This is a genomic window from Cryomorphaceae bacterium (assembly GCA_007695365.1).
Lineage (GTDB): Bacteria > Bacteroidota > Bacteroidia > Flavobacteriales_D > SKUL01 > SKUL01.
In genome coordinates, this window is record REDV01000132.1 from 1 (window position 1) to 20,159 (window position 20,159).

Genomic DNA, 20,159 nt, shown 5'->3' on the forward strand with positions numbered 1-20,159 from the left:
ATATAGGGCTTGATGGCATCAGTTCCCAGTGGTTCGAGGTCTTTTAGCCATTTGTCAGACATTCTGCTTTCGTAGCTGATTCGCTCTTCGTGCTCTGCTTGTTTTCTTATTGCTGTGCGGAGCTCCGGGTTGGTAACCACACAAAAAGTCCAGGGTTGTTTGTGGGCTCCGGATGGTGCAGTGGACGCTGTTTGAATGATGCGGTCAATAACGGCCCGGTCTATTGCTCGTGTTGAAAAAGCACGGACGCTTCGGCGACGATTCATCAGCTCAAAGAAAGCATCGGCTCTTTGATGCATTTCTGCAGGGCTGAACTCCCTGTGGTCAAGAGAGATAAATGCTTCGTTGGTCATCGTAACCTGCTCATAATTTGAGGTGAATGTACATAAATCCCGGCGTATACCACCATCGATTGGTATTTTACGGTCAGTCTGCCTGGCGGTACTCGCAAAATCTGTAGCCCCGATGATCCTGCGGATCTCCCATCCTTTGCAGGTAGTAGCCGTGCTGCAGAACCTGCTCAGGAAAATCTTCCATCCAATGATTTGCAATAAGATAGATAGCCTCTCCCTGAAACGCGCTGTGCAGAAATTCACGGTGACGAACATAGTCATCATCGTGCGGAACGTACTGCACACCATGCGGAAAAAAAGCCCCGAGCAGATACACATTCCAATAGTCGCCAATATAGGTGGCACCTTGCTCAATGGGGAAATTTCGCGCGTCGTGTGCCGATAAACGATCGTCAAACACTGGTGGCGGACCAAGGATCAGAATCGCGCTTCTCAGGCTAAAAATCAAACACATCAACCCTATGAGCGCACTTGCAGCGAAACGAAAAGCAGCCACCCTCAACCCCTCTGTCAGTCGAAGCAAGTACAATGGGCCCAGAAAGTACAAAGGCGAAAAGAAGCGCTCGGAATACGGAACGCTTGCCGGCCAGTTTGCCATCAACACAGTACCCAAATATCCCCCGAAAAGGGCAAAAAGCAACAATACCTCGCGCAACTCACCACCCGATAAACGACGCCATAGCAACAGGCTAAGAGGCACTGACAACAGAAGCAACAGCGCCATTGCCTGCGCCCAGCCATAGGGAGTTGCCCACACAACAGACTCCGCCCATTGGTCTGCAAACTCATTCCACAACTGCTGGGCAAAACCCAATGCCTCAATAGGGGTGTTAAGGGGTTTAGCCCCGTATATCGGAATCCGGGTTGAATTCTTCTTGGCTGCCAGAATGAGCAAAACCACCGGAACCGAGGCCGCCAATGCTATACCGAGATGCTTCAGGAGTGCCGGCACAAATGGTTTTTTCTTGTCTATGCGAAGTTTGGCTGATAGCCACCACAACATCAAAGGGATGGCAAGCAATCCCGCCTCGCTCACATACACCGCAAGGCCAAGCACGAAAAAAGAGGCGGCAGTGCGCCAAAGACAACCATTTGCCCTGCGTTGCAACAAGAAAGCCACCCCCCAAAGCAACAACATCAGCGCATAAGGCTGCCCGATGGCCACCAGCGGGTCGAACACCAAAGGAGGAAACCACAAACTCAACGCCAGCAGAAGGCGGTGGTGTTTGTGCTGTAACCACCTGCTCCAGCAATACCACGCCCCAAAAAGCACAAGCATTTGAACAAGTGTGATGGCGTATAGCGGGTGGACCACTTGAGCCAACGGCCATGTAAGCCCCGGCAACAAACTTCCCAGGCGATCCTGCCCCCAATAATACAGGCTGTGTGATACATCGAACTGTTTGGCCATCATCACATGGATGGCGTGATCGGCTGTGAGCATCGGGTAAAACGCAGCCCCATACAACCCGGCCGACAGCGCAAACAGCACGGTAAGCACATAGGGGTAAATGCGATGCAACAAATGGTTGGCCCTCATGATGCGGGTAAAGATACAATCCGCGGTGCAAGGGTCTCATCACAACGTTAAACTCCGGCCACACAGAAAATACCCTACCTTTGCGGCCCGTGAAAAAAGCCCCTCAATCCCTTGCCATTCTGGCTTCGGGCACCGGAACCAACGCCGATGCCATTTGCAGCCACTTCGCCGGCAACCCGCTTGGCAAGGTAGTGCTCATTGTAACAAACAACCCTGAGGCCGGCGTGCTAAACGTTGCGCGTCAGCATGGAGTTTCCTCTGCTGTTGTGCCCAACTGCGACATCTCGACGCAATTGGCTTCCATGCTGCTGAAACACCGGGTTGACTGGGTGATCCTGGCAGGTTTTCTTCGAAAAATTCCTGAAAATGTGTTGGCCGCGTTCCCCGATCGCATTGTGAATATTCACCCTGCTTTGCTGCCTGACTTCGGCGGAAAAGGAATGTACGGCAGCCATGTGCACAAGGCCGTTATCGAAGCGGGAAAGAGGGAGAGTGGTATCACTATTCACCGCGTCAATGCTCAATACGACGAAGGAGCAATTCTCTTTCAGGCACGTTGTCCGGTACAGGCCGGTGATACGCCACAAAGCCTTGCAGCCCGCATCCACATCCTCGAACACCAACATTACCCTCAGGTTATTGAGGAACTTCTCAACTCCCACCTAAGCCCAAATGGAACACTTTGATTTTTTACAAGCCCTCACAGCCACGCTGGTGCTGTTTGCGGTGATCGACATCCTGGGATCCATCCCCATCATTCTTGATATCAAGAAGAAATCCGGTGACATTAGCTCTGAAAGAGCCACTTTTGTGTCGCTCCTGATTATGCTGGTGTTTCTGTTTGTGGGAGAAAAACTCATCAAACTTATCGGTATTGACATCTATTCATTCGCGGTGGCAGGATCGTTTGTGATTTTCTTTCTGGCCCTGGAGCTCATTTTGGGCGTGGAAATTTTCAAACACGAACAAGCCCCGCGTAAGGTAGCAAGTGTGGTACCGCTGGCGTTTCCCATTATTGCCGGAGCCGGCTCTATGACGACCCTCGTGTCGTTGCGCGCCGAATTCGATACCATCAACATTGTGATAGCCATTCTTGTCAATATGGTGTTTGTGTACATGGTGCTGAAACTAACCAACAAAGTAGAACGCTTGCTGGGCGAGGTGGGTCTGGCCATTGTGAAGAAGGTATTTGGGGTGATTCTGCTGGCTATCGCTGTGAAACTGTTTTCGAGCAACGCCAAGCAATTGTTCAGCTGATGGCCATTGAAATCTATACCGACGGCTCATCGCTGGGTAATCCCGGACCCGGTGGTTACGGCCTCATTTTGCGCTCGGGCAAGCACTACAAAGAGGTGTCGGCGGGGTTTCGGCGTACCACCAACAACCGAATGGAATTGCTAAGCGTGATTGTTGGGCTCGAAATGCTGAAATTGCCCAATCAGCAGGTTACGGTGTACAGCGACAGCAGGTATGTTGTGGATGCCGTTGAGAAAGGCTGGGTGTTTAACTGGGAACGAACGGGTTTCAAGAAGAAAAAGAATCAGGACCTTTGGGAGCGCTTTTTGCGCATCTATCGGCAACATCGTGTTAACTTTGTGTGGGTAAAAGGGCATGCAGGACACCCCATGAATGAACGCTGTGATCACCTTGCAGTGAAAGCTGCCCAAGGACGCAACCTGCCGCCCGACCAAGGATTTGAAGCAATAGAACAACAAGGCAATACCTTGTTTTAAAGCACGGAAGATGTACAAAGCAAAACTCAACAATCGCGAATTATCGCTAGAACTACCCGAAGACGGCCTTGCTGTGATGGACGGGAAAAAGGTGTGCTACGACCTGAAGGCCATCGGCAATAACGAATGGCACCTGATAGCAGGTACACGCTCTTACGAGGTTCGACTCGTAGGCAAAGATGAGGAGACCAAAAGTGTTACCCTTTTGGTTAACAACCGCACCTATACTGTTGCTCTGCGCGATGAATTTGATGAATTGCTCGAAAAAATGGGCATGTCAGCAGCCGCGGGTGCTAAAATGAATGAGCTGAAAGCACCCATGCCCGGTTTGGTGGTGTCTGTTGCCGTGAAGCCCGGCGATGAAGTGAAGAAAGGCGACCCCGTGCTTATTCTCGAGGCTATGAAAATGGAGAATGTGATTAAAGCTGCCGGCGATGCCACGGTGCAATCCATTCACATTGAAAAAGGCCAGACTGTTGAGAAAAACCAGTTGCTGGTAAGCTTCGGGTAGTGCGCTTTTAGGCAAAGAACTATCTTTGAGGCAACCGCGCACAGCATGCAGCCCCTATCTGTTGTAATCATTACCCTTAACGAAGCCGAGCGCATTGATCGATGCATCCGTTCGGTACAGGGGCTTTCTGATGATATTTTGGTCGTAGATTCAGGTAGCACGGATGATACCGTTGCCCTCGCAGAAAAAGCCGGAGCCCGGGTGGTGCATCAAAACTGGTTGGGTTTTGGCGCCCAGAAGAAATTTGCGACATCGCAGTCACGTCACGACTGGGTACTGGCCCTGGATGCCGACGAATGGCTGAGTGATGCTTTGAAGCAATCCATTGCCGATGTGCTTCAAAATCCCGAGGCTGATGCCTATGAAATGCCCCGCAGAAACCTGTTTCTTGGTCGCTGGTTGAGGCATGGTGAGGGCTATCCGGATTACAGCCTCCGCCTCTACAATCGCAATAAGGCAAACTGGCGCGAAGACCGTGTACACGAGGCCGTTCATTGTTCTGGAAAGGTGGGCCGCCTCAAGGGTGACCTGATGCATCAATCTGCCGATACGCTTCAGCAATACCTTCACAAACACAACCGCTACACCAGCCTTCAGGCGGAGCAGCTTTTTGCAAATGGTGAAAGATTTAGCCTGTTCAAACTCCTGTTCAGCCCGTGGGTGCGCTTTGTGAAATTTTACTTTTTGAGACTGGGGTTTTTAGATGGAACAGCGGGGCTTATACACATTGCCGCCGGCTGCTGGACCGTGTTTGCAAAGCATTCCAAACTACTGGAGCTTCAGCAGCGCGATACGGCCAAAAAGGGCTAAAGTGAATCGCGGAAGGGTTCGTTAAAGTGAAACGGGCGTTTTTCGTCTTCCTTCACCCTAAACACAAAAAACAGGCAGTAGAAAAACGCAAAAAAGGTTGCTCCAACCTGTGTTTCCAGCGTGTCTTCGGCCAGAAAAGTAAGCGCCGCAATCACCGCAAAGGCCGTGGCAAGCAGGTCGGCTCTGCGAAAAGCAATGACAACACTATTCACTACAAGAAAGAGAAACAATGCAGCTCCCGGCAAGCCAAAGGCAATGAGCAGGGTGAGGTATTGATTGTGCGGCCGTCGCCGGTGGTCGGCATCCAGCTTGGCCTCGTCCAGTTCGTACTGTTGCAGCATGGCATGGTTTACGTCTCCGGTGCCAACACCCAACAGCCCATACTTTTTAGCCACACGCCAGCCCGTTTGAACAAATGCTATGCGCTGAGCAATGGTGCTTCCTTGCGGAGAGGCGCCGTTTCGGTAGGCGTTGATTTCAAAAAAAGTGCTTTCAAGACGGCGAGCAATGGGGTTGGCTGGTTGCGATGCAGAGGTGTATCCCAGCTGCACGCGGTCAATATCTGCTGGTTGTAGCTCGGCCATCCCCAGTGAGTCCTTGCGCAATCCCAGCGAAGCCATATAACGGATAAGGGTAAACCTCAGTTCTTGTCCGCGGGCGTCGTTTCCGAAAAAGTCCTTGTCGCTACGCGCCCCCCATGCCCGCTCCAACTCGGGCATGGCTATGTACCGGTAAATGTAGTGGCCGTTTTCTATTTCAGAATTCTCCGGCACGTGCCAATAGGCCGTTCCAAACGCCGACTCGCGGGCAAATGGCTCCTTGTTATCAGGGTGGTCGTTGGGGGTTAGGTAGGCATTGAACATGGAAGAAAAAACAACGAAGCCCACTACGAGAGTGAGCACAGGCAGAGCCAGCAACGCCCTCCTGGTGAGACCCTCAGCACGGTGATAACCGAAAACCAAACCCCAGGTGAGCAGAGCAACCACAAACATCAGCATCCCGGTGAGCGATTGCAGAAACACCAGAAAACCAAGGAGCCAAAGTAAAATGACTATTGCGGCCCATTTGCGGAAGCGTTGATTCATGGCTTCGTACAGCACAAACAGCATGGCCATCACAGCCAAAATGGAAAATCGCACCGAAGAATTGAAAAACACCACACGGCGAAAATCATCCGTATCCGGGTTGAATACCGTGAAATAGTGAGCCCAGGCCATGACGCTTCCAAGAAGCACGGCCGCAACAAACACCCACAAAATCCTGCGCAAGCGCTGTACAGACATGATCGGCTCTGTGGCCAGCACCACCGGTAGCAAAAGCAGGGGTAATTTAATCCGGATATCGTGGAGCCCGTAACCCACATCAGACGAAGGAATGAGCCACAAGGCATGCACAAAGAAGAGTGCCAGTAAAAGCAGCGCCATTCGGTTTGGCCAAAGAGCGCGGAGCCTTTCTATGTATCGGAATTCAAGCAGCCAGTTCACCGCCATCAGCAAGCCGGCCATGCTCAAAATAAACTTGCTGACGGCGATGCCGGTGACCATCATCACGATGCTGGCAAAGAACACCGACCTGTGCAAGGTATGCCGATCGGCTTTCATCAGGTAGCGCTTACCTCCCGATTATTTGCGGGTATATGCCGCGCTGAGTATTTGTTTGTAGGTGCCATTTTTCAGCACAGTTCGGGCTTCATCCACAGCAGGGTCTTTGGCAAGCGCAGCCTTAATGCGTCCGGTTTGGTAGTGGTAGCGCGATACAATTTCGTCTTCGAGCACCAACTGTATGTCTCTGCGGAAATTGTACAAATCATTGCGGCCATAAGGCTTGATGCGCTCTCGCAGCTTTTCAAACTCATGGGTAGCCGGGTCGTAGTAACCTTCCTCACGGGCCGTGGTGAGCAAGCGCTCAAAGGCCTTTTCAGTACTGGTGGTGTAGCTCACATCAAAGCTGATGACAAAGTCTGCAAAGTGGTCATACTGCTCGTCAGTTAGTCCAAACTTTTCGGGTGGACCGATGTCTTCATTCTCAAGCGAGAATTTGTTCGCATATTTGAAGAAGAGGTTCTTTTCGAGCAAAGCCATGAGGATTTTGTGCATCTTCTCTGACTCTATGAGAATATCCGGCTCAATACCACGCCCGTCAATTACTTCGCGGCCACCCACGGTTTCGAAGCGATGAAGAAGTGAGTCGGGAATTTCTTTCACTCCTCCTTCAATGTCTTTATGCGCATAGTCAATTCGCTGAATACAACGGCCGCTGGGGATGTAATACTTGGCAACGGTGAGCTTGAGCTTGGAGTTGTAGAAAAGATCACGGGTTTGCTGCACCAAACCTTTTCCGAAGGTGTTGCGCCCTATCACAACAGCCCTGTCGTAATCCTGCAGTGCTCCCGACACAATTTCTGACGCCGAGGCTGAGCCTTCATCCACAAGAATAACCAGCGGAATTTCGGTGTCGAGCGGCTCATTGATGGCTTTGTAGGTTTTGTCCCAGTCTGTGATTTTGCCCCGCGTACTAACCACTTCAAGGCCCTTGGGGATAAACATATTGGTGATATTCACGGCTTCTACCAGCAAGCCCCCGCCATTACCTCGCAGGTCGAGCACAAGTTTTTCCATTCCCTCATTGTTCTTGAGATCCTGGAAGGCCTCGCGCACGCTTTTTCCGGCGGTACGCGTAAAGCTGTTTAGCTTGATGTAGCCGGTGCCTTCATCAATTATACCGTAGAATGGGACATCGGGTATTTTAATCTCCTCGCGTTTAACTTCAACCATGCGGGGCTTGTCATCGCCATAGCTCTGCACCTTGATTTTCACAACTGATCCCGCCGAACCTTTGAGCAATTTGCTTACCTGTTCCTGGTCTTTATCGGCGATGGTAACTCCGTCCACTTCAATCACCTTATCGCCGGCCTTCAATCCACTTTTGTGGGCAGGAAATCCTTCATAAGGTTCTGAAATGTATACGTCTCCATCAACTGTTCGAATCAAAGACCCTATACCTCCGTACTGCCCGGTGGTCATGAAGCGGTAGTCTTCCATGTCGGCTTCAGGAATAAAATTGGTGTAGGGGTCGAGCGACTCGAGCATGGCGTCAATGCCCGTTTTCATCAGTTCACCTGGGTTGGTTTCATCTACGTAGTAAATGTTCAGCTCACGGTAAAGGGTGGTGAAAATCTCGAGGTTTTTGGAGATTTCAAAGTAATTGTCTGTTAGCTTGACGGTTGTAAAACCGGCGCCGGTAATCAGCACTGCGGCAAGGGCGGCTATGAGCCATTTATTTCTTGTCTTCATCTGTTTCATGCTTGTTCACAACTTCCTCGCAAAAACGTGCCAGTATGGAGGATATTTTTTCGTTTACGATTTTTTGGCTCACATCTGCGCTTCCCACAAAGATAAGCAACACATGCCAGTGTTGGTTCGCAGACTGGAGCAAATCATAAAGTTCGTGCTTCCGGATGCGGTAGGCTTCACGTACATGGCGTTTAATTCTGTTTCGGTTCACCGCTCGTTTTACCTTTCTTTTGGGCACGCTGATGGCGAGCCTTACAGGCGAGCTTTCTTCTTGATCAGCTGGCTTGTATCGCGCAATAAAGGGGTAACATTTTACAACTCTCCCATGGCGGTAAACCTCTTCTAAGGCCTTTTTGCCGTTGAGTCGTTCGCTTTTTCGGAAAGTATTGCGCATTATGGGTCAAAAATAGCGGAATGACCTCAGGCGCAGAGCCAATGCCGGGTTATTTTTCTTTCTTGATGTACTGCTCAATGGCCATGGTCATGGACGGCGTGCCGGGAGCAGGTGCGTGCAGGTCCAAACGCAGTCCGGCATCCTTAACCGCCTGAGAGGTGGTAGGTCCAAAGGCGGCAATGCGTGTTCCGTTTTGGCGGAAATCGGGAAAGTTCTCGAGCAGAGATTTAATTCCACTCGGGCTAAAAAACACGAGCATGTCGTAGTTTACCTCTTTTAGGTCGCTGAGGTCACTTGCCACCGTGCGGTAGAAAATGCCCTTGCTGTAACGGATATTTGCCGCGTTGAGCATGGTAATCATGTCCTGCTTGTGAATATCGGAAACAGGCAACAGAAACTTTTCGTTTTTGTGCTTTTTGATGACGTCCATCAAATCTGCAAAAGTCTGACTTCCAAAGAAAATCTTTCGTTTTCGGTAGGTTACGTACTTTTGAAGGTAGTAAGCCGTAGCCTCCGAAATACAGAAATATTTCAATGAATCCGGCACCGTAATTCGCATTTCGGTACACATACGGAAAAAGTGATCAACCGCATTTCTGCTGGTTAAAATCACCGCTGTATGCTCCAAAATGCTGATTTTTTGCTTGCGGAAATCTTTAGCCGGCACTGCTTCTACGTGGATGAAGGGCCTGAAATCGATTTTAAGCTTGTACTTGCTAGCAAGATCGAAGTACGGTGATTTTTCGGTGCTAGGCTCTGGCTGTGATACGAGTATCGTTTTTACTTTCAACTTCCCTGCCTTTTTTGCGTGATTCAGACTATGCCTCGAAACTTCCTGAAAGCACCCATCTGGCCAATACCATGAGGGGTAAAATTTCGAGTGCGCAAAGGTACAAAATAATGTACACGCCCGGCACCCTTTGGTTGAAAGCCAGCATAATTCCCTGCCCCACCCGCACCAGCCAGCCAAGGGCAAAAATCCCAAGCGCTGAGTAAAGCACGCCCTGAAGCACACCCTCCGAACTTACAAGGGCAATCAACAGCAAAGGAATCCAAGCAATTCCAAGCAAGGCATTTACCACAAAAGTATAGTTGAGGTATTCCCAAAGAATGGTTTGAATCAGGAACAGAACCTGAATGGTTTTCACCACCACAATCTTACCCGCATATACCAGTGTTACCAGCCCAAAAAACACCGGGAACAAAGCCGGGCCCAGTAATTCGGTTACGGCCCAGCCAAAATGATGTGCGGCCAGATATAAAAGTAGTGCCGATGTAGCAGAAAACGACAAAAACAAAATCAAGGCAGTGTGATGGGTGAGCACCATCTCCTCGCGCATCAATTGCAGCAAAATACGCACCCGCAACAGTGCCTGCACCAGGCGATGAAGCCGCCGCGGGTATGCGTAGCGGATAAAGGCCAGGCCAACCAACACAACGAGCAGCAAGGCCAACATCCAGTCTTCCTGCAAAAAAGGTTGTATTCTGTCCAAACCATCCATAAATGCGGCTAAAGTCGGTAATTCTGAGCTAAACAAACATATGCCCCCATTTGTATTTTGACCTGAACACACTCCTTAAATGGCTACCTTTGCGCCGCAATAAAAACCCGTTATGAGAACTGATCAATTCCAGTCGCACGACTATTATTTAATGGATGAGCTGCTCACTGAAGAGCACAAACTGGTGCGCGATACAGCCCGCGCCTGGGTAAAGCGCGAAGTTTCGCCGATTATTGAAGACTACTACGAACAAGGCAAATTTCCAAAGCAACTCATTCCCGGCTTGGGTGAAATTGGTGCTTTTGGGCCCTATATCCCCGAAGAATACGGTGGAGCCGGCATGGATCAAATTGCGTACGGACTTATCATGCAGGAGCTGGAGCGCTGCGATAGCGGATTACGCTCAACTGCATCGGTGCAAAGCTCTTTGGTAATGTACCCGATTTATAAATTCGGAAGCGAAGAACAGCGCAAAAAATACCTGCCCAAACTTGCATCGGGCGAAATGATTGGTTGTTTCGGCCTTACCGAGCCCGATCACGGCTCCAATCCCGGTGGCATGCTCTCCAACTTTAAAGACATGGGCGACCACTACCTGCTCAACGGAAGCAAAATGTGGATTTCCAACTCACCCTTTGCCGACATCGCAGTGGTTTGGGCCAAAAATGAGGAGGGACGAATTCATGGGTTGATTGTAGAGCGCGGCATGGAAGGTTTTACCACGCCTGTAATCAAAGGAAAATGGAGCTTGCGAGCTTCAGATACCGGCGAGCTTGTGTTCGACAATGTGAAAGTACCGAAAGAAAACCTCCTTCCGGGAAAATCCGGGCTGGGTGCGCCGCTGATGTGCCTCGACAGCGCCCGATACGGCATTGCCTGGGGTGCCATCGGTGCCGCGCTTGATTGCTACGACTCTGCCCTGCGCTACTCAAAAGAGCGTCAGCAATTCGGAAAACCCATTGGTGCGTTTCAGCTTCAGCAGAAAAAACTGGCCGAAATGATTACCGAAATCACCAAGGCGCAACTGCTTACCTTCCGCCTCGGCCAACTCCGTGAGGAAGGACGCGCCACCACCGCTCAAATCTCCATGGCCAAGCGAAACAATGTGAACATGGCGATTGAAATTGCCCGCGAAGCACGACAAATTCACGGCGGGATGGGAATTACCAACGAGTATCCTATTATGCGCCACATGATGAACCTGGAAAGTGTGATCACCTACGAGGGTACGCACGACATTCATTTGTTGATTACGGGGCACGACATTACCGGAGAGGCCGCTTTCAAGTAGGGTTTAATCCAAGCCGAGAATGGTGTCGGCCAGTGCCTCTTCAGTGGTTTCCCACGCCACCGCACAGGAGTAGCCCCTGCTCTCAATTTCGCGCGCTGTGGCTCTGCCAATAGCCACGCATTGCGTATTTACTCCGATATCCGCTGAGGCAAAAAATGCACGCACATTACTCGGAGACGTGAACGCGATGATATCAAAAGATTCTTTTACCAAAGCGGGAGCCTCTTCGGTCCGGTAGGCATGGATCTCGGTGAAATGTTCGGGCTTTAAGGCGCGCTGCACTGTGCGCATTCCGTTGGAGGCGCACACAACCAGCGCGTGTCCGTTGCCCAGTTCCTCGCGAAACACCTCCGCTACATCAGACGTGTTTCCCAGGCCCACAAAATCGGCTTCGATACCGAGGTCTGCCAGTCGCTGCATGGTTCCCTTTCCTATCACTGCCACACGCACATCGCCGGGTTTAGATGAAAGGTAGGAGAAGTGTTCCACAGCGTTGGCGGAAGTAAAAAACAGCCAGTTCACTTTTTTCCAATCGGGTGCATCATGCGGCAGAGGCAGGATGTTTATAAAGGATTGTTGGGCGACTTCACAGCCGGCCTCCTGCAACATCCGAAAGGCAGTTCCATCGGGACGCATTTCGCGGGTAACCAGTACGCGCTTGTTGCGCGGGGCTTGAAGTTTGGCCAGCATCTTATCTGCGCTGAAGTCGGCAGAGCTCCCAGTGAAATACACTCTGCGCGGGGCTTCACCCGACCTGTTGGCCAGAAACGCCCAGTATTGCATAGAGCCATTCTCCGCGCTGCACAGCGCACCGAAAGGTACCTGACACCCTCCCTGTAGTTGTTTCAATACACCGCGTTCACGGCCAATGTTGGCCGCAACTTCGCTGCTGTTTAACGGCTGAAGCGCCTGGAACAGTTCGCTGTCATCCTCACGCACCTGAAGTGCCAGCACGCCCTGTGCGGGAGCAGGAACAAACCAGCGGGGGTCGAGCTCTTCGATGATGATTTCCTGGGGTTTCAACTCCAGTCGCGTCATTCCGGCACGAGCCAGCAGAATTGCATCGTAATCACCGCGCTGCAATTTTTGAATGCGCGTGGGCACATTTCCACGGAGATCTTTGATTTGCAAATCACGTCTCCACATTTTCAACTGACCTTTTCTGCGGGCCGCCGAGGTTCCGACCACCGCGCCTTCACGAAGATGCAGTGGCTTCAGCGGGTCATAGGCGTGTGGGTGCATAAGCAGCAGCTCTGCCGGATTCTCACGCTCCGATACGGCCGCCACCACCAGGCCCGGGGGCGCAGTTGTTTCGAGATCTTTGTGCGAATGCACGGCCAGGTCAATGGACTTATCGAGCAAGGCAGCCTCAATTTCTTTGGTGAAGAACCCCTTACCTTCCATTTTGTCGAAACTGAGGTGTTGAATAATATCGCCCTGGGTTTTGATGATTTCAATGCGGGTAACAATGCCGAGCTCCTGAAGCTGTGATTGCACGTGGTGCGCCTGCCAAAGCGCGAGGTCGCTACCGCGGCTTCCTATAACAACGGTGCGGTTGGCGAGGGGATTCAAGAGACGGGGCGTCGGTTCTGGATGAGGATTTCCTTGGCCATTTTCATGGGTAGGCCGATGTATTTTTTCTCCATGTAGTCCATTACGCGCTCCAGAATTTCTTTGGAGTTAGGATCAAGTTGGCTGAGGTCGCGCTCGAAAATCTGCGTGGTAGCAAGGTGGCGAATCTCCTTGATTTGCTTTGGGATGGCTCCCATGGCGCGCTCAATCTGGCGCTCGCGGTACATAAAGCCAAATTCACGGATGCTCTCTGCGAGTATGGCTTCACATTTCTGAACTTCTTCGCGACGGGATTCCAGATTCTCTGCGGCAATGGCCTGAAGGCTTTCTACTTCGAGGTAGCGCACTTTGTTGTTTTTCACCACTTCGGCCTGCACATCATTGGGAATGGCCAGGTCGATGATTACTTTTTTGTCGGTTTCTCCTTGCAGAAGGTGTTCGTACAATTCGGAGGTAATTACCGGATCAACCGATCCTGTACAGGTGATAAGCACGTCGAATCCGCCACTGTGGTTTTTGAGTTCGTCGAGACCGTAGCCCTTGCCATTAAGGTCGGCCGCGAGGGCAGCGGCGCGCTCAGGCGTGCGGTTGTAAACGTTAAAGTTGGTGTAGCCGTGCTTGCGCAAAAATTTGCTCATGGCGCGGTTGGTTTTTCCTGCACCCACCATAATCACCCGGGCTTCGAGATTTACGTTCAAATCGCGTAGTGCGTGATAAGCCAATGACACTACCGAAACGGGCTTTCGGGCAATAGCCGTTTCAGTGTAGATGCGCTTGGCGGTTTCAATGGTTTTACGGAGCAGCACGCGGATATTGTCTCCTGAAAGACCCAGTTGTTTTGACTGCTCAAATGCCTGGCGCACCTGGGTGATGATTTCCCGCTCACCCACCACCATGGAATCAAGCGATGCTGCCACCCGAAAGAGGTGGGTCACTGCTTCTTCATCCTCGTACACCTCGGCGATTTCTACAAACTTCTCGGGGGTGACGGGAGCTTTTTCGGGAAAAAGCTGGTGGTGAAGGTGCTGCAGAAAGGTGGTATCTACCGCATCGGGACCATGAAAAATGAACTCTACGCGATTGCAGGTTGAGAGATACATCAGCTCGTTCATGCCCAAGGCATCGCGAATGGATTTTAACCGCGTAGAACGCTGGCTATCATCCACGTGAAAAAACCCAACCTGCTCCAGTGAGGCCGTGCGATGGGTGAAACAAATTATTTTTAGACCGTCCAAGTGAGTCTGAAGTGCTTTTTACCGCTACAAAATTGGAGGTTTCGCACATTTCTTTTGTCATGGTTTTGTCAGAACCCCTTATATGGACGGGTTCTAAATAAGCTATCGGATCACCGATAGTCGCGCCCAATGGGTGCCCGTTGGGCTGTCGGCCCGAACGATGTAGAGGCCGGGTGGGCACCTGTTCAACCAGTGACTCAGATCAACCTGTTCGTTGGCGCCAAAAAATCGCTGTTCGCTCGTTATCACAAGGCCTGAAGTATTGAGCAAACTGAGGTGAACTTCGCCGCTTTCGTTGGGCCAGTGCAGGGTAAGTCTTCCGTTGGTGGGATTGGGAAAGATGCGGAAATTCAAGTCGTCATCTAAGTGTGAGGTGGATGTTACAATGTCTTCCTGAACAATGGTGTGAATCTGATCCACCTCAGGCTGATACACCACCTGTGGCTTCGCGACTCCCGGCCAGAACACAAGCACGCTATCTACCTGATCCATTTCTCCCAGGCCAAAGTGCAATCTTTTGTCATTGTGCGAGGCAAAACCCGAACCGGCATCCACCTCGCGAATCAATCTCCGCCCTCCGGCGAACAACTCGGCCCGTGCTCCTATGGCACTTTTGTTTACAGTAGTACCGACCAACTTAAACATGATGTAATGGTAGTCGTTGTCTGACTGATTGAGAAACAACGCCGTTTGGGTAGGTACGTGACCGGCTCCTCCCGAAAAACTTACCACCAGAATGTCCAGCTTTCCGTCGTTGTTGAAGTCGAACACCACTGCTCCGCGACTCATGGAGCTGTCGTTTAGCAGGTGCTCAGGAGCAATGTCTGTAAACGTGCCGTCCTGGTTGTTTCGGTACAGCTTGTTATGATCGTACATGGCGGTGGCAATAAACGGCGCCGCCGGAATCTGGCCGTTGCTCACAAACAGGTCGAGGTGGCTGTCGTTGTCGTAGTCAAAAAAGAAGGTGCCCCAACCTGTGGTGTTAAAGTTGCCGATTTGAGCGTTTTCCACACCGGCCTCCGTGGTAATGTCTGTAAAAACCCCTACCGAATCCTGTCTTAGCAGTACGTTTCGGCCCAGGTTGGTAATGTAGTAATCAAGGTCCCCGTCCTCATCGTAATCGCCAATGGCCACACCCATGCCGTAGATGCCGACATCCGCACCCGACGCCTGAGATATGTCCGCAAAGCCATTCCCCTCGTTGCGATACAGCTTGTTTGGAACCACCCACTGGCCAAAATCATTGATGACCATCAAATCGGGGTAGCCGTCGAAATCAAAATCAGAGGCCGTTGCCGCCAGGCCGCAGCCATTGTCGTTTACGCCGTATTGCGCGGCCTGATTGACAAAGTTCAGCCCGGCCTCGTTGATAAACAGGAAATTATCCTGACACTCGTGCGCAAATCCATTTACCTGGTTCGTTTCCGGATCGAAAAGCAGGTTGGTTTGCTCAACGTAATTGGCCACATAGATATCTAGAAATCCGTCCTGATTCACATCTACCAAAGTGGCCGAGGCGCTGAAGCCCGCGTCCATCAGGCCCGAAATACCAGTCATGTTGGTAAAGGTGTTGTCGCCGTTGTTTATCATCAGCACATTCGAAACATCAAAATTGGGCCCTCCCCAGGTGGTTACAAAGCGCCATGTGGTGATGAGCAGGTCTTCCCAACCGTCGTTGTTAAAATCGCCGGCAACGCCCCCCAGGGTGTATCGATTGGTAATCATGCCAAGGCCCGTAGAGGTGGTAATGTCGGTAAAAAACTCACCGTTCTGGTTGATGAGTATCTTGTCTGTTCCGTTTCCACCGGGGAGATACAGGTCCATAAAACCGTCGTTGTTCACATCAATGATCACTGCACCACCTCCTATATGGGCCGTGTGCTGATAGTGGTGGTTCAGCCCGATTTCGCTGGTGAGGCGAACGAAATCCTGCGCATGCAGAGGCAAAATACCGGTGCACACGAAAAGGAGGAGTGCAAGTCGTGAATAACAGTTAGTCGCGGCCATAGGCTTGAAGTGAACAAAGCAAATATAGGACACAAAAAGCCCCGACAGTTGCCGGGGCTTTGAAAAAAAAATCGGACAATCTCAGTGGCCTATCCGCTGCACATCTCGCAGTCGGGGCCATTTTCGATGGAACAAGCCATGGCTGCCGCTTCCTGCTCGCTCACTTGCTCGTTTTGCGGTACGGCCTGCTGGGTCTTGGTTACAGTAAACTTGATGGCGTCTGCCGCGGCCTTGGTACGCAGGTAGTACATACCGGTTTTGAGGCCTTTTTTCCAGCCGTAGAAGTGCATGGAGGTGAGCTTGGCAAAGCTTGGGTTCTCCATAAACACGTTGAGCGATTGCGACTGGCAAATGTATGCGCCCCGATCGGCAGCCATATCAAGAATAGCCTTCTGGCTGATTTCCCATGCTGTGCGGTACAAATCCTTCAGGTTGTCAGGAATCTCATCAATGTGCTGCACGGAACCGTTTCCGGCAATGAGCTTGTTCTTGAGCTCATCGTTCCATATACCGAGCTTCACAAGGTCTTTCAGCAGATACTTGTTCACCACGATAAACTCTCCTGAGAGCACGCGGCGGGTGTAGATGTTGCTGGTGTACGGCTCAAAGCATTCGTTGTTTCCGAGGATTTGTGCGGTGGATGCGGTTGGCATGGGTGCCAGCAACAGGGAGTTGCGCACTCCGTAGCGGGCAATTTCCTCGCGCAGTATATCCCACTCCCAGCGGTCGGTGGGTTTTACATCCCACATATCAAACTGGAAGATTCCTTCTGAAATGGGCGATCCTTCGTAGGTTTCGTAGGGTCCGTGTTCTTTGGCAAGGTCCTTAGATGCCGTCATCGAGGCGTAGTAAATGGTCTCGAAAATTTCGCGGTTCAGCATACGTGCCTCTTCCGAATCGAACGGAAAGCGCATCTGGATGAAGGTATCAGCAAGTCCCTGTACACCGATACCAATGGGGCGATGACGCATGTTGCTGCGGCGTGCCTCAGGTATGGGGTAGTAATTGGTATCAATGATCTTGTTGAGGTTTCCGGTCATGTGGTACACCACCTCAAAGAGTTTGTTGTGATCGTATTTTCCGTCTTTCACAAACTTGGGCAGTGCAACTGAGGCGAGGTTACACACGGCCACCTCATCGGGAGAAGTGTACTCAATAATCTCGGTGCAGAGGTTTGAACTCTTGATGGTACCGAGGTTCTTTTGGTTCGACTTGCCGTTGCAGGCATCTTTGTAGAGCATGTAAGGCGTGCCTGTTTCAATCTGCGACTCTACCACCTGCTGCCAAAGCTCCTGAGCGCGCATGGTCTTGCGGCCTTTTCCTTCGCGCTCGTAGCGCAGGTACAGCTTTTCGAATTCTTCACCGTGGCAGTCGCTAAGACCCGGGCACTCGTTGGGGCACATCAGGGTCCAGTCGCCGTTTTCTTCCACGCGCTTCATAAACAAATCGGGAATCCAGAGTGCGTAGAACAGGTCGCGGGCGCGAAGCTCTTCTTTACCGTGGTTTTTCTTGAGGTCGAGGAAGTCGAGAATATCGGCATGCCAGGGCTCGATATAGATGGCAAAAGAGCCTTTTCGCTTGCCTCCTCCCTGGTCCACGTAGCGAGCAGTATCGTTGAATACCTTAAGCATGGGCACAATACCATTGGAGGTTCCGTTGGTTCCTTTGATGTAGGAGCCTTTGGCGCGGATATCGTGGATAGAAAGTCCGATACCCCCGGCAGACTGCGAAATCTTGGCGCAGTTGGTAAGCGTATCGTAAATACCCTGAATGCTGTCTTCCTTCATGGTGAGGAGGAAGCAAGACGACATCTGCGGCTTGGGTGTACCTGCGTTAAAAAGTGTAGGGGTTGCGTGGGTAAACCAGCCTTCAGACATCAGGTGGTACGACTCAATGGCTGCATCAAGGTCGTTTTTGTGAATCCCCACAGCCACACGCATCAGCATTTGCTGCGGACGCTCGGCTACTTTTCCATCAATTTTAAGGAGGTATGAACGCTCCAGGGTTTTAAATCCGAAAAAATCGTAGCGGAAATCCCGGTCGTAGATGATGGTTGAGTCGAGCAGTTCGGCGTTGTCCTGAATGATCTGGTTTACGTCATCGGCGAGCAGCGCTGCGTTGGCTCCGGTTTTGGGGTCTTCGTATTCGTAAAGCCTTTTCATGGTTTCTGAAAAAGACTTCTCGGTATTCTTGTGAAGGTTGGAAACCACGATGCGCGAAGCGAGCAATGCGTAGTCCGGGTGGGTTACCACCTGCGATGCGGCCACCTCAGCCGCAAGGTTATCGAGCTCCGAGGTTGATACTCCTTCATATACCCCTTCAATCACCTTCATGGCCACCTTGGTGGGATCCACAATGGGGTTTAAACCATAGCACAGCTTTTTGATGCGTGCTGTAATCTTGTCGAATTTGACCGACTCTTTGCGGCCATCTCTTTTTACTACGTACATCTTAGTTTGGTTTTAGGGTGGTTTCTAGAAATCGGCATCGGTGGTGAATGCGCTGCTACCTTTTTCGCTCATCACGCCGGCTTTCTGGTATTCGGCTACGCGCTTTTCAAAGAAGTTGGTTTTGCCTTGAAGCGAAATCATCTCCATGAAATCAAAGGGGTTGGTGGCGTTATACACTTTTTCACAGCCCAGCTCCAACAACAGGCGGTCGGCCACAAATTCAATGTACTGCGTCATCAGGTCAGCGTTCATTCCGATAAGGCGTACGGGCAGTGCATCGCACACAAATTCCTTCTCGATCTCCACGGCATCGGTAATGATCTGACGCACGCGCTCTTCGGGCAACTTGTTCTTGATGTGCTGGGTGTAGAGCAGGCAGGCAAAATCACAGTGGAGTCCTTCATCGCGAGAAATCAACTCGTTCGAGAAGGCAAGACCGGGCATAAGACCGCGCTTCTTCAGCCAGAAAATGGAGCAGAAGCTTCCTGAAAAGAAAATGCCTTCTACCGCAGCAAAGGCTACAAGGCGCTCGGCAAAGGAGGCGTTTTCAATCCAGTTGAGCGCCCAGTGCGCCTTTTTCTTCACACAGTCAAGGGTCTCAATGGCGTGAAAGAGCATGTCTTTCTCGGCGTTGTCTTTAATGTAGGTATCGATGAGCAGCGAATAGGTTTCTGAGTGGATGTTCTCCATCATAATCTGGAAGCCATAGAAAAACTTAGCCTCGGTGTATTGCACTTCGGCCACGAAGTTCTCAGCGAGGTTTTCATTTACAATTCCATCACTTGCCGCAAAAAAAGCGAGCACGTGTTTGATGAAGTGCTTCTCGTCGTCGGTAAGCTTGTTGTTCCAGTCATTGAGGTCGGCATCAAGGTCAATTTCCTCGGCTGTCCAGAAACTCGCTTCCGCCTTTTTGTAGAAGTCCCAGATATCATTGTGTTGAATGGGGAACAGAACAAAGCGATCTTTATTCTCGGCGAGAATAGGTTCTACGGTGGTTACATTTTCGGGCATTACTTCCTGAATTTTGGTTTCTTTTTGGTTTGCTTCGGTGGCCTTGGTTTCGCTCATGACTTAACTGTTTTTTAATGGTTTGATGTCTTTTTCGCAAGATGAAAATCCCCTCTGCGGAAGATGTATCTTCCGAATAAAAAGACCTGGTTCACAGGCCTTTGAAAGGAAATTCGTCGTACGGGTTCACGGGTGAAATGGCCCGTGTTGTGCTCACAAAAGTTGCCAAAATAAACTTCGGAGGCAATCTAATTTAATCCACATTCATTTCAAGTTTTCAACACGGCGGGTATCGGAAATCCGCGAGGCCAATAACCACCGAAGTTTTTCAAGTGGCAGACTTCTTCAAAAGATTTTTTCGGGCTTTGGGCTGTTGAAATTTTGGCACGGGGTACCCGGCAATACATATTCAACACCGACCAATGTTTGAAAAAAAGCGACGAACTAAAACCGGGGGTCG

General features: G+C 50.9%; 18 protein-coding genes. 6 read left to right on the forward strand and 12 right to left on the reverse strand.

What is annotated here, in order from left to right:
• Both EA392_13515 and EA392_13520 read right to left on the reverse strand, forming a co-directional pair.
• A partial coding sequence (locus tag EA392_13515; protein TVR37114.1) for a nitroreductase family protein occupies window positions 1–353 on the reverse strand: 353 nt, incomplete at its 3' end.
• A 73-nt stretch (window positions 354–426) separates the two neighbouring features.
• The gene (locus EA392_13520; GenBank protein TVR37115.1) at window positions 427–1,893 is read right to left on the reverse strand and encodes a hypothetical protein; all 1,467 of its coding nucleotides are present in this window, start codon (window positions 1,891–1,893) and stop codon (window positions 427–429) included.
• A gap of 80 nt (window positions 1,894–1,973) precedes the next feature.
• Between EA392_13520 and EA392_13525 the strand changes: the two genes are divergently transcribed.
• The 5 genes from EA392_13525 to EA392_13545 are packed head-to-tail and all read left to right on the forward strand — an operon-like array spanning window position 1,974 to window position 4,947.
• Window positions 1,974–2,579 (forward strand): phosphoribosylglycinamide formyltransferase, encoded by a 606-nt coding sequence (locus EA392_13525; protein ID TVR37116.1) that lies wholly within the window; start codon window positions 1,974–1,976, stop codon window positions 2,577–2,579.
• Entirely contained in the window at window positions 2,566–3,150 is a 585-nt protein-coding gene (locus tag EA392_13530) for a MarC family protein (GenBank protein TVR37117.1), read from the forward strand. The genes EA392_13525 and EA392_13530 overlap by 14 nt, the downstream gene beginning before the upstream one ends.
• The gene (locus EA392_13535) at window positions 3,150–3,626 is read left to right on the forward strand and encodes a ribonuclease HI (GenBank protein TVR37118.1); all 477 of its coding nucleotides are present in this window, start codon (window positions 3,150–3,152) and stop codon (window positions 3,624–3,626) included. The genes EA392_13530 and EA392_13535 overlap by 1 nt, the downstream gene beginning before the upstream one ends.
• A gap of 10 nt (window positions 3,627–3,636) precedes the next feature.
• A complete protein-coding gene (locus EA392_13540) occupies window positions 3,637–4,137 on the forward strand; it encodes an acetyl-CoA carboxylase biotin carboxyl carrier protein subunit (GenBank protein ID TVR37119.1) in 501 nt (166 codons plus the stop codon).
• A 45-nt stretch (window positions 4,138–4,182) separates the two neighbouring features.
• Entirely contained in the window at window positions 4,183–4,947 is a 765-nt protein-coding gene (locus EA392_13545; GenBank protein TVR37120.1) for a glycosyltransferase family 2 protein, read from the forward strand.
• Here the strand turns inward: EA392_13545 and EA392_13550 are convergent.
• From EA392_13550 to EA392_13570, 5 genes are read right to left on the reverse strand one after another with little or no spacing between them, the layout of a single operon-like run.
• Window positions 4,944–6,548, reverse strand: coding sequence for a hypothetical protein (locus tag EA392_13550; protein TVR37121.1), 1,605 nt, complete (start codon window positions 6,546–6,548; stop codon window positions 4,944–4,946). The two genes, EA392_13545 and EA392_13550, sit on opposite strands and share 4 nt — an antisense overlap.
• A gap of 21 nt (window positions 6,549–6,569) precedes the next feature.
• Complete coding sequence (locus EA392_13555) at window positions 6,570–8,249, reverse strand: S41 family peptidase (protein ID TVR37122.1); 1,680 nt, start codon at window positions 8,247–8,249, stop codon at window positions 6,570–6,572.
• A complete protein-coding gene (rnpA, locus tag EA392_13560) occupies window positions 8,224–8,634 on the reverse strand; it encodes a ribonuclease P protein component (protein TVR37123.1) in 411 nt (136 codons plus the stop codon). Before rnpA ends, EA392_13555 begins: the two co-directional genes overlap by 26 nt.
• Before the next feature lie 49 nt (window positions 8,635–8,683).
• A complete protein-coding gene (locus EA392_13565) occupies window positions 8,684–9,424 on the reverse strand; it encodes a uroporphyrinogen-III synthase (GenBank protein ID TVR37124.1) in 741 nt (246 codons plus the stop codon).
• Window positions 9,425–9,452: 28 nt separating this feature from the next.
• A complete protein-coding gene (locus EA392_13570; GenBank protein TVR37125.1) occupies window positions 9,453–10,136 on the reverse strand; it encodes a DUF4271 domain-containing protein in 684 nt (227 codons plus the stop codon).
• Between the two features lie 112 nt (window positions 10,137–10,248).
• Here EA392_13570 and EA392_13575 point away from each other — a divergent pair, with 112 nt between their 5' ends.
• Window positions 10,249–11,427, forward strand: coding sequence for an acyl-CoA dehydrogenase (locus tag EA392_13575; GenBank protein ID TVR37126.1), 1,179 nt, complete (start codon window positions 10,249–10,251; stop codon window positions 11,425–11,427).
• Between the two features lie 3 nt (window positions 11,428–11,430).
• On the opposite strand, the gene EA392_13580 is transcribed toward EA392_13575, so the two are convergent.
• From EA392_13580 to EA392_13600, 5 genes are all read right to left on the reverse strand, one after another.
• Window positions 11,431–12,999 (reverse strand): hydroxymethylbilane synthase, encoded by a 1,569-nt coding sequence (locus EA392_13580; GenBank protein ID TVR37127.1) that lies wholly within the window; start codon window positions 12,997–12,999, stop codon window positions 11,431–11,433.
• Entirely contained in the window at window positions 12,996–14,234 is a 1,239-nt protein-coding gene (hemA, locus tag EA392_13585; protein TVR37128.1) for a glutamyl-tRNA reductase, read from the reverse strand. The genes EA392_13580 and hemA overlap by 4 nt, the downstream gene beginning before the upstream one ends.
• A gap of 102 nt (window positions 14,235–14,336) precedes the next feature.
• A complete protein-coding gene (locus EA392_13590; protein TVR37129.1) occupies window positions 14,337–16,241 on the reverse strand; it encodes a T9SS C-terminal target domain-containing protein in 1,905 nt (634 codons plus the stop codon).
• An 89-nt stretch (window positions 16,242–16,330) separates the two neighbouring features.
• A complete protein-coding gene (locus EA392_13595; protein ID TVR37130.1) occupies window positions 16,331–18,691 on the reverse strand; it encodes a ribonucleoside-diphosphate reductase subunit alpha in 2,361 nt (786 codons plus the stop codon).
• A gap of 24 nt (window positions 18,692–18,715) precedes the next feature.
• Window positions 18,716–19,702, reverse strand: coding sequence for a ribonucleoside-diphosphate reductase (locus EA392_13600; protein ID TVR37131.1), 987 nt, complete (start codon window positions 19,700–19,702; stop codon window positions 18,716–18,718).
• Between the last annotated feature and the right edge of the window lie 457 nt (window positions 19,703–20,159).

Excerpts from the sequence above, each read along its gene's own strand:
- EA392_13520 (TVR37115.1), bottom strand. The coding sequence starts at position 1,893 with ATGAGGGCCAACCATTTGTTGCATCGCATTTACCCCTATGTGCTTACC.
- EA392_13530 (TVR37117.1), top strand. The coding sequence starts at position 2,566 with ATGGAACACTTTGATTTTTTACAAGCCCTCACAGCCACGCTGGTGCTG.
- EA392_13535 (TVR37118.1), top strand. The coding sequence starts at position 3,150 with ATGGCCATTGAAATCTATACCGACGGCTCATCGCTGGGTAATCCCGGA.
- EA392_13540 (TVR37119.1), top strand. The coding sequence starts at position 3,637 with ATGTACAAAGCAAAACTCAACAATCGCGAATTATCGCTAGAACTACCC.
- EA392_13545 (TVR37120.1), top strand. The coding sequence starts at position 4,183 with ATGCAGCCCCTATCTGTTGTAATCATTACCCTTAACGAAGCCGAGCGC.
- EA392_13550 (TVR37121.1), bottom strand. The coding sequence starts at position 6,548 with ATGAAAGCCGATCGGCATACCTTGCACAGGTCGGTGTTCTTTGCCAGC.
- EA392_13555 (TVR37122.1), bottom strand. The coding sequence starts at position 8,249 with ATGAAACAGATGAAGACAAGAAATAAATGGCTCATAGCCGCCCTTGCC.
- rnpA (TVR37123.1), bottom strand. The coding sequence starts at position 8,634 with ATGCGCAATACTTTCCGAAAAAGCGAACGACTCAACGGCAAAAAGGCC.
- EA392_13570 (TVR37125.1), bottom strand. The coding sequence starts at position 10,136 with ATGGATGGTTTGGACAGAATACAACCTTTTTTGCAGGAAGACTGGATG.
- EA392_13575 (TVR37126.1), top strand. The coding sequence starts at position 10,249 with ATGAGAACTGATCAATTCCAGTCGCACGACTATTATTTAATGGATGAG.
- EA392_13590 (TVR37129.1), bottom strand. The coding sequence starts at position 16,241 with ATGGCCGCGACTAACTGTTATTCACGACTTGCACTCCTCCTTTTCGTG.
- EA392_13595 (TVR37130.1), bottom strand. The coding sequence starts at position 18,691 with ATGTACGTAGTAAAAAGAGATGGCCGCAAAGAGTCGGTCAAATTCGAC.
- EA392_13600 (TVR37131.1), bottom strand. The coding sequence starts at position 19,702 with ATGCCCGAAAATGTAACCACCGTAGAACCTATTCTCGCCGAGAATAAA.